Below are 12,872 nucleotides of genomic sequence, written 5' to 3'. Positions count from 1 at the left end.
GAGAAACAGCGGGTTACGGCGTCAGCAGCATACCATTTTCATGGGGCTGTGTAGGGTAGCGATTTCAGATTAAACCGGTGTGATACAGGTCAATTATCGACCTCGCTTTGCGTTTATTGACAATGTTTTGCCGTTATTGGCATTTCCCAGCGGGAAATTCGCTATGCCACGATGTTAGGCAAGCATATTGACCTGAAATGAGGAACCTAAATGAGCACTGAAACATTGGATGTCGTGTCATTGCGGCAGCGCATCAGCGAAGGGGAATGGCAGGCGCGCACCAAGCTGGCCCAAGCCTATCACCTGGCGGCGAAACTGCGCTGGACCGACCATATCTACACCCATTTTTCCCTGCGCGTGCCGGGCGATCAGCCTCATTTCCTGATCAACGCCTTCGGGCAAACCTTCGATGAGATCCAGGCCGAAACGCTGGTCAAAATCGATATCGACGGCAATATTATTGACGACCCAACCGGTCTGGGAATTAACCAGGCGGGATTTGTGATTCACAGCGCGATTCACCGGGCGCGACCCGATGCACACGCGGTGCTGCACACGCATACCGCGGCGGGCATTGGCGTCTCGGCGCAGCGCAACGGCTTGCTGATGATCTCGCAGCACAGCACGCGTTTTCATAATCGCCTTGCTTATCATGATTACGAAGGCATCGCGCTGGATCTCGACGAACAGCAACGCATCGTCGCCGATCTTGGCGATCTCAACGCGTTGATCCTGCGTAATCATGGTTTGCTGACCAGCGGCGGCAGCATCGAAGAAGCCTTCTACAACCTGTATTACCTTGAGCGCGCGTGTCAGGCGCAACTGGCGGCGCAATCCGGTGGCGCGGAACTGATCATCCTGCCGGATGACGTCGCTGAAAAAGCTGCGCAAGCCTTCGATAACAGCATTCGTAACCACAAATATCAGCTGCATTGGGATGCTTACATCCGCCAGCTCAATCGCAACGCACTCTGAGAACCCAACCGATGAAATGGCTGAAACCGGTAGTTTCTGCGCTGCTGCTGTGCGCGGCGTTTGGCAGTCAGGCGGCGCCTGATTTAAGCAAGGTGACGTTAGTGTTAGGCGATCAGGCACGTAATTTGCGCTCGCTGATCGAAGCGGCGGATGTGATGAAGGATGCGCCTTACCAATATCGCTGGGCCAATTTCCAGGGCGCGGCACCGCTGTTTGAAGCGCAGCGTGCCGGTGCGGTGGATACCTCCTACGCCGGTGATTTGCCGGTGCTGATGGCGGCATCGGGCGGCGTGCCGCTGAAGATCATCGCCACCAATGTGGGTGATGCCGGTTCTAACGGCGTGATCGTGCCCGCCGACTCGCCAATTCATAGCGTGAAAGATTTGGTGGGTCAGCAAGTGGTGATCTCCTCAGCACGCGGCAGCATCTCGCAGCATTTGCTGTATGAAGCGCTGGAAGAGGCGCAGGTTAAACGTGATGCGGTGCCGGTGCGCTTTGTATTGCCCACCGATGCCAGCGCGGCGTTTAACTCCGGGCAAATTGCCGCGTGGGCGACCTTCGATCCCTATCTCGGCATCGCCGAAAAGCATGGCGCGCGTTTGCTGCGTGACGGTAAAGGCTTAACTACCGCGCTGTCGTTTGTCACCGCCACACAAAGCTCGCTCGACGATCCCGCCAAACGCGCGGCGATTGCTGATTTCACCCATCGTTTAGCCAAGGCACGTGAGTGGGCGTTGCAACATCCGCAGCAATATAACGAGGTGTACGCACAGCTCACACGCCTGCAACCGGCAGACGCGCAGCAGATTACCGCGCGTATTTCGCACGGCATTCGTGGTGTGACGGAAGAGGATGTGGCGAAAGTGCAGAAGGTGTCGGACTTGTTCAGCGAGCTGAATATCCTGCCGAACAAGGTGAACGTGAAGGCGATCACGGATAACAGTGTGTTCCAGACACAATAATCTCAAAACGCGCGATGAATCGCGCCGCTACAAATATGTGCACACTCCGTAGCGGCGCAATTTACTGCGCAACTTTTAACGCGCCCGCGAACCTGGCCGCCCGTTGCCCAGCATAATTGCCAATCGGCTGCCGCCCGGCGTGGTTTCCATCAATATTTTGGTCACGCTGGTGAGCGGTACCGACAACAACATGCCGATGGGCCCCAGTAGCCAGCCCCAGAAGATCAACGATAGAAACACCACTAACGTCGATAATCCCAGCCCGCGCCCCATCATTTTTGGTTCCAGCATATTGCCGATCAGCATATGGATTGCGCTGAACAGCGCTGCCACCAGCATCGCGTCATAAATGTTATTCAGCACCAGCGCCTGAATAAACGGCGGAATGCCTGCGATAATCGGCCCGATATTGGGGATGAAATTGAGGATGAACGCCACCACGCCCCAGAACAGCGCGAACTTCACACCCAGCATCAACAGCGACAGCCATACCGCGACGCCAGTAAGCAAACTCACCAAGGTTTTCAGCGCCAGGTAGTGCGTTACGCCCTTCAACGCCTTGTGCAAACCGGCAATACGGATTTGTGGATTCACCATCGCATTACGCATTTTGTATGGCAGGTGGCGCACTTCAAACAGCATAAACACCACGGTGAGAATCAGCAGCAGCACGTTAGTCATCGCACCGGAAAGCTGCTTCAACAGCGAAGTGGCCATATCCATCACCACATTGGGATCGAGCCGGGCGGCCAGCGCGTCGGTGGAGATATTGATATGAAAACGGGCGGCAAAATGTTGAACCACTGCTAGCTTCTGTTCCAGCATGGTGCGGATTTGCGGATAGGTTTCGCTGAAGTCGCTGGCAGAACTGGCAAGCACGGCAATCAGTAACAGCACCACGATAAAAATCACCGTAATCACCAGCGTGATGGCGAACGTGCGCCGCATGCCGCGCCGCATCAACAGAGTCACCAGCGGGTTGAGTACTATCGCCAAAAAGCTGGCAAGCAAGAAGGGCACCAGAATTTCTGACGCGGCGCGAATGCCCGCCAGGATAATCACCAGCATCGCCAACTTCACCAGAATGTTCTGGCCAATTTTTTCCTGTGGCAGGTTGTTCATTCACTCTCCTGAGACATCATTTCACAGGAGAGTGTAGTTGATGGAAATTAAGCGTCTGTTTTTTAAGATAAACAGAAATTCCGCATCATTATCGGCTCTGACGCCGCATCAGCGCTGTCGCCGCCAGCATCAAACTCAAACTCGCCAGCAACGTTAGCGTCGCCATTGCCATGCCTTGTCCTACCGAACCTTGCTCGAACTGCCGCCAGATAAAGATTGCCACGGTTTGCGTACCGGCGGGGGCCAGCAGCAGCGATGTCACTAACTCGCGCGACGCCACCGCGAACACCATCATCATCGCGGCCAGTAAGGCAGGAGAGACCAACGGCAGCACGATCAAGCGCAGCGCCTGTAAGCGCGATGCGCCGTGCACACGCGCCGCCGGTTCCAGCGTGGGTGCCAGTTGGCGCAACGCGCTGCTGACATAGCGCACCGGCCACGGCAGCAACAAGCAGCTGTAGGATAACAGTAGGATAAATAGGGTGTTATACGGTGAAGCCGGCCAGAAGCCGCGATTCCACAGCAGGATCAAACCCACGCCGACCACCACGCCCGGCATCGCCGCGGGTAGCAGCGCCAAACCATCCATCATTGCCAGTAAGCGAGTTTTGCCTTCCGAAACGCGCCAGGCGATCAGGAAACCCAGCGCGCCGGTCAGTAGCGCCGCGCCTAATGCTAAGCCGATGCTGGTGGAGAAGGCGGCCAGTGCATCGCCTTGCTGGCTGAACAGCGCGCCGAAATGGCGCAACGTCAGATTATTAAGATGCAATCCGCCGGACAGCGTATTCAGCAAGCCGCTCAAGGTCATGGCACCCAGCGGCAACACCACCGCCAGCAGCACGGTGAGCACAAACGGTAGCAGCATCACACTTTGCCAGCGACCAGCCTGCGCCAGTTCCTGCATCACCGGTTTGCCGCTAACGGCGGTGACATCGCTGCTGCCAGTGAGTTTGCGTTGTAAGAACCACGCCGCCAGCGCTATCAAACTCAACATTAATGAAAGCGAGGCTGCACCGGGCAGATCGATGGGCCAGTCGGCGAGTTTGGTTTCGATGCCGACGGTCATCAGCGTCAGATTGGCTTGCGTGCCGAGCGCCGCAGGTACGCCGTACTCTTCAATCGCCAGCGTGAATGCCAGCAGCACGCCGCCCGCCAGCGCCGGTAGCGTCAGCGGCAAGGTGACATGCCAGAAGCCGCGCCACGCCGATGCGCCATGCACGCGCGCTACCCACGCCAGACGCTGCCCGCTCGCCAGCAGCGAACGCGACACCGCAAAATACACCACCGGGAAGATATTCAGCGTCATCACCAGAATCATGCCGCTACTGCTGAACAGCAGGCTGTCGAAATTGATGCCGGTAAGTTGTTGCAGATAACCGTTGCGTTGCAGCGCCAGCGTCCATGACAGCGCGACAATATATGGCGGCGTCAGGAAGGGGATCAGAAACAGCAGATCCCACAGCGCCGCGCCCGGCAGGCGGAACAGGCCGCGCAGTGCGCCGAGCGGTAAGCCCAGCAGCAAACTGCACAGCGCCACGCCGCCACCGATTTTCAGCGTGCCCAGCCACATTGAGGCCAGTTGCGGATCGTCAAGCAGCGCCGGTAAGGTGCTGAATGCGTCGCACCAGCTCCCTTCGCCAAAGTGTGGAAACACCGCTTGCAGCAAAATAAATAACAGCGGCAGCGCGACCAGCAGCATCAGCGCCAGCAGAATCAATCCATTCAGGGCACGCGACATCATTTACTGCCCGTACAGTGCGCCAAAGCGCTTCAACACCACCGAACGTTCGCTACTGCCATCGCTTTTAGTCGGCAGCAATTTGATCTCGGTGATCAGCGGACGTTGCGCTTTGATGTCGGTACGCGCTGGCATCAACCAGGCTTTGGCCACTTGTTCCTGACCTTCATCCGACAGCACATAATCCACGAATTTCTTCGCATCATCGGCGTGCTGGCTACTTTTGAGGATCATCATCGGACGCGGCGCGACCACCGTACCGTTTTCCGGGAAGATCACTTTCACGCTTTCGCCTTGAGCGATGTTGTTATAGGTGACGTAATCGACCGCGCCAAACACCGCGGCTTTCGCGCCTTGCAGCACCGGCGTTACCGCCTGCGCGTTCGGGCCGCTCATCACCATGCCGTTGGCTTTAAGCTGGTCAAACAGCTGCCAGGCTTTTTCACCTTCGCTGTTTTGCAGGCCAATCAGCAGATCAAGCGAAGCACCGGAAAGTGCCGGATCGGGCGTGGTGACTTTATCTTTAAACGCTGGTGCAGTGAGATCCTGCCAGGTTTTCGGCTCTGGCGTGTTGCTTTGGGTATTCCACACGATGCCGAGCGCGGAAATGCCTTGCGCCACATAGCTGGCGGTTTTGAATTGATCCGGCACATGCGCCGCGTTGGCGCTCTGGAACGGCAGCAACCAGCCGCGCTGTTGCAGATCTTCAGCGGTATCCCATGAAGCCGAAATCAACACATCGGCTTGCGGATTGGCTTGTTCTGCTTCGAGGCGCGCCATCACTTTGCCGGTGGTGGCCTGGAAAATATTCACTTTGATACCGGTTTGTTTTTCAAATCCGGTAGCAAGGCTTTTCGATAACGATCCTGGACCGGCGGTGTACACCGTTAACGCCTGGGCATCGTTGATCATCATGGCGGAAGTCAAAATCATCGCGCTGATGGCTCCTGTTCTAGATAACTTGAGAGATGGCATTGCGGTCCCCTGAGAGGTGAGTAACGGAAACAATCTGGCCCTGCGCCAGGTGAATGATGCGATCGGCCAAGGTGTTGGCTTCTTCGCGATCGTGCGTAACGTAAACAGCGGTAATGCCCGCGGCGCGCAGCAAATCCGCCATGGTATGCACCAGGGTTTCACGCAGGTCGCGGTCAAGATTGGAGAGCGGTTCGTCGAACAGCAGGATCGCCGGTTTCGCTACCAGCGCGCGCGCTAAAGCCACACGCTGTTGCTGGCCGCCGGAAAGCAGCGCCGGTTTGCGATCGCCAAAGTCAGCCAAACCCACCTGCGCTAATGCGGCGTCGGCTTGTTGACGCGCGGCGGCTTTTTTCATGCCGCGCATGCGCAGCGGGAAGGCGACGTTTTGCGCCACTGACATGTGCGGCCACAGCGCATAATCCTGGAACACCATGCCGAGGTTGCGTTTTTCCGGCGCATCGCAATGGTTGGCCGACGCCACGCAGCGGTCGCCGATCCACAATTCGCCTTCACTGGGTTGCAGCAAACCCGCCAAAATCTTCAGCAGTGTGCTTTTGCCACAACCGCTGGGGCCGAGCAGCGCAAGGATTTCGCCTGCGGGAATGGTCAGGGAGAGATCGTGCAGAATAGTCAGGTTACCCACCGACCATCTGAGATTTTTCAGTTCGATTGGCAGCGCGGCATGCGTCATCTTCCACCTCCCGTGAGAGAGTTGGTGTGGTGCACGCGCGCCTGAGCAGAAATCAGGAGCGTCATCAAATTGTTTATCCTCTTTGGGATTTGATGGCGGCGAGTCTACGTGGGCGATATGACGAATTGATGACCATAAATTCAGGCGATCTGCGGATGCACGCGGTGGGAAAAAGCGTATAGTTAACGCTCTTGTATAAAAATTCCGTCACCCACGAGCGCAATCACTCATGCCTGACCTGCCTGCCGCCGCACCTGAACACGGGCGTTTTCGTCTCAATCTGCTGATCCTTTCCATCGTAAAGTTCAACTTTGCCAGCTATCTCACCATCGGCTTGCCGCTGGCGGTGCTGCCCGGTTTTGTCCATGACGGGCTGGGTTACAACGCCTTTTGGGCTGGATTGGTGATCAGCCTGCAATACATCGCCACGCTGTTGAGCCGACCGCACGCCGGACGTTATGCTGACATGTGGGGGCCGAAAAAAGTGGTGGTGCTCGGGCTGGTAGGTTGTTTGATCAGCGGCATCTGCATTCTGTTGTCGGCGCTGAGCGAAGGGCAGGGCGTGCTGAGTCTGGTGTTGTTGTGCTTGGGCCGCGTGATTCTGGGAATCGGACAAAGCTTCTCCGGCACCGGCACTTCGCTGTGGGGCGTGGCGCGCGTTGGATCGCTGCACATTGGTCGGGTGATTTCGTGGAACGGCATCGTGACGTACGGCGCGATGGCGATTGGCGCGCCGCTCGGCGTGGTGATTTTCCGCAGCGGCGGCTTGCTGCTGCTCTCTTGCATCATCATCGGCATTTGCGTACTGGCGATTGCGCTGGCGCTGCCGCGTGCGCCGGTCAAAGGCAGCAAAGCCAAGCCGTTGCCGTTTCGTGATGTGCTGAGCAAGGTCTACGGCTTTGGTTTGATTCTGGCGATGGGCTCCGCCGGATTTGGCGTGATCGCCACCTTTATCACGCTGTTTTATCAGGACAAAGGTTGGGACGGCGCGGCCTTCGCTCTGACGATGTTTAGCGCGGCGTTTGTCGGTACACGTTTGCTGTTTCCCAATGCGATCAACAAATTGGGCGGCTTGCGCGTTGCGAGCATCTGTTTTGCGGTGGAAGCCATCGGCCTGTTTCTGGTGGCCGGTTCCTTTGAACCGTGGATGGCGAAGATGGGCGCATTTCTCACCGGTGCTGGTTTCTCGCTGGTGTTCCCGGCAATTGGCGTGGTGGCGGTGAAAGTGGTGCCGCAGCAAAATCAAGGCAGCGCGTTAGCCACCTATACCGCGTTTATGGATTTGTCGTTGGGGATTACCGGCCCGATTGCCGGTTTTATCATGAGTTACGCTGGTGTGTCGCTGGTCTATTTCCTTACCGCGCTGCTGGTGTGTTTAGCGTTGTTCTGCACGCTGCGCATGATGAAACGCCTGCCGGAAACGCCCACGGTCGAGATTAAAGAGAATGCCTAGGTGATGTGGATGAACACCAGGTCACCATAAATGGCGACCCTACAAAACCCCGTAGGGTGCGCATTTATGCGCACCAATTCGAAGATGAGATGTGAGTATAAAAAAAGGCCTCCGACCGAGGCCAAACCTAGCAAATTGTGTCTTTAGACACAGATAAGGGTTCTTTTAGGCTTGCAGCAACTCAATGCTTTGACGGACTTCGCGCTCGATTTCCTTCGCGCCCCATTTCTCCAGTTCTGTTGAGAACGGTTCAAAGGCATAAACGCCTTTATAGCCCAGCATCTCCAAACGCTTCACTTGCGCCACGCTGTTCAGTACGTCGCGATCGCTGAGCATAATGCGTTCTTCATCGGTCAACTGCGCCGTTGGGCGGGTATCTTCCACGCCGGAAAGATGCACCAGGCCAATCTGATTAACCTCAATTTCCTGCGGGAACTCATTTTCAGCGTTTTCATACAGATGATGATGAAAGGTATCCAGCAGCAGCTTAAACGGCACGCCCGCCTGTTTAATCAGCTTCTGCGTTTGTACCGCCGAACGCAGTGAACTCACCGGGAAGCCCAGCGGCTCAACCAATCCCTGAATGCCATACTCGGTAAAGCGCGGCGCCAGCAGTTGCAACGCTTCCAGCGTCTGTTGCGGTGTTCGTTCAATCCCTTCATTCAACGGACACATCACCAGCGCCTGCGCGCCAATCGCCTTGGCTTCTTTTAACATCGCATCCGCCTTTGCCAGCAGCGCGTCGTCGGCACGGTTAAAGGGATACAACGCATTAATCGTGACGATCTCAATATGGTATTTATCCGTCAGCGCCCGCAGTTCCGTCACGCTCAAATCATCGGTCACCTTGCCGCTGAACATGTCATTGCGCAGCTCAACTTTACTCAAGCCGAGGCGCTGCACCAGTTGAAAGAACGCTTCCAACGACAGCGCAGGTGCGATTTTGCGGTTAATACAGAAACGGGTTGGATCGATGGCCATTTACGGCTCCTGTAAGTGGATACGGATAAGGTGCAGCAAAGAGAACATTTATTTCATTATTATTGAATTATGAAATATCAGATATTGGATCTGCCTCGCAAAAATTTCATATTTCGTTTCGCGTTGCATTAGTTGGCTGGAAAGATGACACAAATTTTGTGCTTGCAGACGTTAAGCGTTAGCAGGGTTTGCGGGTCTTTCATCGCCCGCATACAACCGTTACAGGCAGGTTTGTCATGACTCATCATCCTGTGCAGAAAAAATGCGATCCATGCCGCTAAAAGGAAATTTTCCAAAAAGAAGTATTTGAAAAATTTATTTCATTGCTATAGCTTCATAGCACGCTTTAAGTATTGCCTGATCGGGTAGCGTCGCTGTTTTGTATTGGCTGCCTGCAGGGAACTCCACATCAAAGAGGCAACGACATGACTATCGTAGGAAACTTTATCGGCGGCAAAATTACCCACAGCGCCAGCAATGAAACCATTCCCGTTTACGACCCGGCAACCGGCAAAGTGGTGCGCGAACTGACGCAAAGCACCGCGGCGGAAGTTGAAAAAGCGATTGAAGTCGCTCATGCCGCCTTCCCTGAATGGTCGAAAACTGCGCCGCTGCGTCGTGCCCGTGTGATGTTCAACTTCAAAGCGTTGATGGAAAAACACCGCGATGAGCTGGCTGCCTTGATCGTGTCTGAGCACGGTAAAGTGTGGTCAGATGCGCTGGGTGAACTGACGCGCGGTATCGAAGTGATCGAGTATGCCTGCGGTATTCCACATCTGATTAAAGGTGAAAACTCACCGAGCGTTGGGACTGGCGTGGATAGTTACTCACTGATGCAGCCAGTTGGCGTGGTGGCGGGGATTACGCCATTCAACTTCCCGGCGATGGTGCCTTTGTGGATGTTCCCGATCGCGCTGGCCTGCGGCAACACCTTCATTCTGAAGCCACCGGCGCTGGATCCGTCTGCGTCAGTGCGCATGGCTGAACTGCTGAAAGAAGCTGGCCTGCCAGATGGCGTGTTCAACGTGGTGCACTCTTCAAACGAAGACGCTGAGCAACTGTATAAAGATCCGCGCGTTGCCGCGGTGAGCTTCGTCGGTTCTTCTGGCGTCGCAGAACACATCTACAAAACCGCCAGCGCGCACGGCAAACGTGTTCAGGCGTTTGGTGCGGCGAAAAACCACGCCATCGTGATGCCAGATGCCGATCTCGATGCCACCGTGAACGCCATTATGGGCGGCGCGTTTGGTTCAGCGGGCGAACGCTGCATGGCGTTGCCGGTGGTGGTGGCGGTGGGCAATGACACTGCTGACAAACTGATTGCCCGTTTGACGCCGCTGATCAAAGCGCTGCGCGTCGGTCCTGGCATCCAGCAAGGTGCGGAAGAGAATGAAATGGGGCCGGTGGTTTCAGCGGCGCACCAGAAGAAAGTGCTCGGCTACATCGATAAAGGTGAGCAGGAAGGCGCGAAACTGGTGGTGGATGGACGCGGCATTCAGGTGCCGGGCCATGCCGAAGGTTACTATGTCGGTGGCACGCTGTTCGACAACGTGACTTCTGATATGACCATTTGGCGCGAAGAGATCTTCGGACCGGTGCTCAGCATCATGCGCTCCACCGATTTCGACAGCGCCTTGCAACTGGTGAACAGCCACGAATTTGGCAACGGCAGCGCCATTTTCACCAGCAACGGCCACACCGCGCGCGAATTCGTGCAGAACGTGGAAGCGGGCATGGTCGGCGTCAACGTTCCAGTGCCAGTGCCAATGGCGTTCCACAGCTTCGGCGGCTGGAAACGTTCGGTGTTTGGCGCGCTCAACGTGCATGGTCCAGACGGCGTGCGCTTCTACACCCGCATGAAAACCGCCACCGTGCGCTGGCCGAGCGGTCAGCAAACTGTTTCTGAGTTCAGCATGCCAACGCTGGGCTAACATCGCTCAACAAGGAGGAAGAGAGAATGTCTCTGATTTCGAAAGCGCAAAAGCCAGACAGCAACGGGCGGATTCAGCATGTCACGCCGGAAAGTGCCGGTTGGGAATATGTCGGTTTTGATGCCTATTTGCTGAAAAAAGGGCAGAGCCTGAAGCTGAGCAGCGGTGACAAAGAGTTGTGCCTGGTGCTGGTTGCAGGTTTTGCCTCGGTGAAAACCCGCCACGCGGATTTCCCGAATCTGGGTAAGCGTCTCTCGCCATTTGAACGCACGCCACCTTACTCGGTGTATGTGCCGCATAACGATGAAGTGGAAGTGTATGCGGATAGCGATCTGGAACTGGCGGTGTGTAATGCGCCGAGCAACGGGCATTTACCGGCGCGTTTGATTGCACCGGCGGATGTAGGCGTTGAGCAGCGTGGCAAAGGGCGCAATAAGCGCTTGGTGCACAACATCTTGCCGGATAACAAAGAAGCCGACAGCCTGCTGGTGGTGGAAGTGTATACCGACGAAGGCGCGACCAGCTCGTATCCCAGCCATAAGCACGATCAGAAAGACAGTCCGGACGAAACCTATCTGGAAGAAACCTATTATCACCGTTTCGATCCGGAACCGGGTTTCGCCATGCAGCGCGTCTATACCGACGACCGTTCACTGGATGAGTGCATGGCGCCGTATAACCGCGATGTGGTGACGGTGCCGCGCGGTTATCATCCGGTGGCAACCATTGCCGGTTACGATAACTATTATCTGAACGTGATGGCGGGGCCAAAGCGTCTGTGGAAATTTACCTGGGAGAAGGATCATGCCTGGGTGAACAGCGACCAATATCCGCGCAGTTAAAGTGTTTTGTAGGGTGGGCATTCATGCTCATCAATGTAAAAAGGGCAGCTAATTAGCTGCCCTTTTTGCTGGTCACCATAAATGGCGACCCTACGAAATCGCACCCAACGTTTATTCGTTGATCGCGTTGTTATTCAGCGCCAATGACACCGCCAATGTCTGTGCCAGACACAGCGAAGCCACCTGTGAACGGAAGCCATCGACCTGTGCTTCTCGTACCACGAAACACACATCGCTGAAGGCGGCCAACGGACTCACCTGGCTGTCGGTAATGGCGATCAGATGCGCGCCACGTTTGGCACCCAACTCCACCAACTCCACCGCTTCACGCGCGTACGGCGAATAGCTAATGGCGATCACCACGTCTTTCGGGTTCACCATGCTCAGCTGTTCGGTGAACATGCCGCCAAGACCATCGATCAGGAACGCACGACGCTCTAAATGGCGCAGTGCATACACCAGATACGACGCCACGCTGAATGAACGACGCAGGCCGATAATGTAGATATTCTCGGCTTCATCGAGCATTTTAACCGCGCGGTTAAGCTGGTCCGGATTCACCTGCATCGCCAACTGTTGCAACGCCTGGCTGTTCACCATAGTGAAGACGTTGAGGATCTCGGCTGGGCTTTCCGGTGATGAAGTGCTGTCGTCGGTGGCAGTTTGGCGAAACAGACGTGCACGCTCGGTGTAGTTAACCGTTTCTTCCATCAGATGCTGACGGAAAACCTGTTTCATTTCGTTGAAACCGCTAAAGCCAAATGCGTTAGCAAAACGGATCAGCGTGGAGGGCGGCACATCGGCATGTTGCGCAATGGACGCCACGGTATCAAAGGCGATGCTGTTACTGTTATCAAGGATATAACGAGCCACCTGCTTCAGGCGTTTACTCAGCGTCTCATAGCGACGACGGATATCGTCCTGTAACAAGGTTAATTGTGTTGGATTATTGGTCATTACTTCGGCCCGCTAAAAAAGAAAATATGGCTGGATAATGAGCGCTATAGTACCAGATGGATGGAAAATTTCATTTGTTTGACATCATCGTGACGCTTATTTCATCGGTTTATGAATTGCCTCACATAATATGCAGGTTTTCCCCTCACTCTAGCCCTTTCCCGCAAGCGGGCGAGGGAACCGATCCAGCGATTGTTAAATAACGAGTTGGTTCTGCCAAACCGCAGAGTTCGGTCCCTTCTCCC

General features: G+C 55.5%; 11 protein-coding genes. 5 read left to right on the top strand and 6 right to left on the bottom strand.

Translation table 11 applies throughout. The features are described 5' to 3' along the window. The first annotated feature begins 210 nt into the window (after positions 1–210). Both ABDW13_RS06345 and ABDW13_RS06340 read left to right on the top strand, forming a co-directional pair. Entirely contained in the window at positions 211–975 is a 765-nt protein-coding gene (locus ABDW13_RS06345; protein ID WP_343551627.1) for a class II aldolase/adducin family protein, read from the top strand. 11 nt (positions 976–986) lie between these two features. Then, on the top strand, positions 987–1,937 hold the full coding sequence (locus ABDW13_RS06340; protein WP_343551626.1) for an ABC transporter substrate-binding protein: 951 nt from the start codon (positions 987–989) through the stop codon (positions 1,935–1,937). 75 nt (positions 1,938–2,012) lie between these two features. Here ABDW13_RS06340 and ABDW13_RS06335 read toward each other — a convergent pair whose 3' ends face one another. The 4 genes from ABDW13_RS06335 to ABDW13_RS06320 all read right to left on the bottom strand — a co-directional run bounded on the left by ABDW13_RS06335 (position 2,013) and on the right by ABDW13_RS06320 (position 6,463). Next, entirely contained in the window at positions 2,013–3,059 is a 1,047-nt protein-coding gene (locus tag ABDW13_RS06335; RefSeq protein ID WP_343551624.1) for an AI-2E family transporter, read from the bottom strand. Between the two features lie 88 nt (positions 3,060–3,147). Further along, positions 3,148–4,797 carry an ABC transporter permease subunit gene (locus ABDW13_RS06330; RefSeq protein ID WP_343551742.1) on the bottom strand — a complete coding sequence of 550 codons (1,650 nt, stop codon included), beginning with the start codon at positions 4,795–4,797 and terminating at the stop codon, positions 3,148–3,150. Between the two features lie 3 nt (positions 4,798–4,800). After that, positions 4,801–5,772, bottom strand: a complete 972-nt coding sequence (locus ABDW13_RS06325) for an ABC transporter substrate-binding protein (protein ID WP_343551623.1) — start codon at positions 5,770–5,772, stop codon at positions 4,801–4,803. Continuing rightward, positions 5,750–6,463 (bottom strand): ABC transporter ATP-binding protein, encoded by a 714-nt coding sequence (locus tag ABDW13_RS06320; protein ID WP_343551622.1) that lies wholly within the window; start codon positions 6,461–6,463, stop codon positions 5,750–5,752. The genes ABDW13_RS06325 and ABDW13_RS06320 overlap by 23 nt, the downstream gene beginning before the upstream one ends. Positions 6,464–6,692: 229 nt before the next feature. On the opposite strand from ABDW13_RS06320, the gene ABDW13_RS06315 reads away from it, so the two are divergent. Further along, positions 6,693–7,916, top strand: a complete 1,224-nt coding sequence (locus ABDW13_RS06315; protein WP_343551621.1) for an MFS transporter — start codon at positions 6,693–6,695, stop codon at positions 7,914–7,916. 165 nt (positions 7,917–8,081) lie between these two features. Here ABDW13_RS06315 and ABDW13_RS06310 read toward each other — a convergent pair whose 3' ends face one another. Beyond that, entirely contained in the window at positions 8,082–8,897 is an 816-nt protein-coding gene (locus ABDW13_RS06310) for a TIM barrel protein (protein ID WP_343551620.1), read from the bottom strand. Between the two features lie 425 nt (positions 8,898–9,322). Between ABDW13_RS06310 and ABDW13_RS06305 the strand changes: the two genes are divergently transcribed. Beyond that, positions 9,323–10,828 carry a CoA-acylating methylmalonate-semialdehyde dehydrogenase gene (locus tag ABDW13_RS06305; RefSeq protein ID WP_343551619.1) on the top strand — a complete coding sequence of 502 codons (1,506 nt, stop codon included), beginning with the start codon at positions 9,323–9,325 and terminating at the stop codon, positions 10,826–10,828. Between the two features lie 26 nt (positions 10,829–10,854). Continuing rightward, entirely contained in the window at positions 10,855–11,670 is an 816-nt protein-coding gene (iolB, locus tag ABDW13_RS06300; RefSeq protein WP_343551618.1) for a 5-deoxy-glucuronate isomerase, read from the top strand. Between the two features lie 111 nt (positions 11,671–11,781). On the opposite strand, the gene ABDW13_RS06295 is transcribed toward iolB, so the two are convergent. Further along, entirely contained in the window at positions 11,782–12,627 is an 846-nt protein-coding gene (locus ABDW13_RS06295) for a MurR/RpiR family transcriptional regulator (RefSeq protein WP_343551617.1), read from the bottom strand. Positions 12,628–12,872: the final 245 nt, after the last annotated feature.

Origin of the sequence: Pantoea sp., from assembly GCF_039594315.1 — a bacterium.
Classification (GTDB): domain Bacteria; phylum Pseudomonadota; class Gammaproteobacteria; order Enterobacterales; family Enterobacteriaceae; genus Pantoea.
This window is presented reverse-complemented; position numbering and strand designations above follow the sequence as displayed.

Excerpts from the sequence above, each read along its gene's own strand:
- ABDW13_RS06305 (WP_343551619.1), top strand. The coding sequence starts at position 9,323 with ATGACTATCGTAGGAAACTTTATCGGCGGCAAAATTACCCACAGCGCC.
- ABDW13_RS06325 (WP_343551623.1), bottom strand. The coding sequence starts at position 5,772 with ATGCCATCTCTCAAGTTATCTAGAACAGGAGCCATCAGCGCGATGATT.
- ABDW13_RS06320 (WP_343551622.1), bottom strand. The coding sequence starts at position 6,463 with ATGACGCATGCCGCGCTGCCAATCGAACTGAAAAATCTCAGATGGTCG.
- ABDW13_RS06335 (WP_343551624.1), bottom strand. The coding sequence starts at position 3,059 with ATGAACAACCTGCCACAGGAAAAAATTGGCCAGAACATTCTGGTGAAG.
- iolB (WP_343551618.1), top strand. The coding sequence starts at position 10,855 with ATGTCTCTGATTTCGAAAGCGCAAAAGCCAGACAGCAACGGGCGGATT.
- ABDW13_RS06315 (WP_343551621.1), top strand. The coding sequence starts at position 6,693 with ATGCCTGACCTGCCTGCCGCCGCACCTGAACACGGGCGTTTTCGTCTC.
- ABDW13_RS06330 (WP_343551742.1), bottom strand. The coding sequence starts at position 4,797 with ATGTCGCGTGCCCTGAATGGATTGATTCTGCTGGCGCTGATGCTGCTG.
- ABDW13_RS06295 (WP_343551617.1), bottom strand. The coding sequence starts at position 12,627 with ATGACCAATAATCCAACACAATTAACCTTGTTACAGGACGATATCCGT.
- ABDW13_RS06310 (WP_343551620.1), bottom strand. The coding sequence starts at position 8,897 with ATGGCCATCGATCCAACCCGTTTCTGTATTAACCGCAAAATCGCACCT.
- ABDW13_RS06345 (WP_343551627.1), top strand. The coding sequence starts at position 211 with ATGAGCACTGAAACATTGGATGTCGTGTCATTGCGGCAGCGCATCAGC.
- ABDW13_RS06340 (WP_343551626.1), top strand. The coding sequence starts at position 987 with ATGAAATGGCTGAAACCGGTAGTTTCTGCGCTGCTGCTGTGCGCGGCG.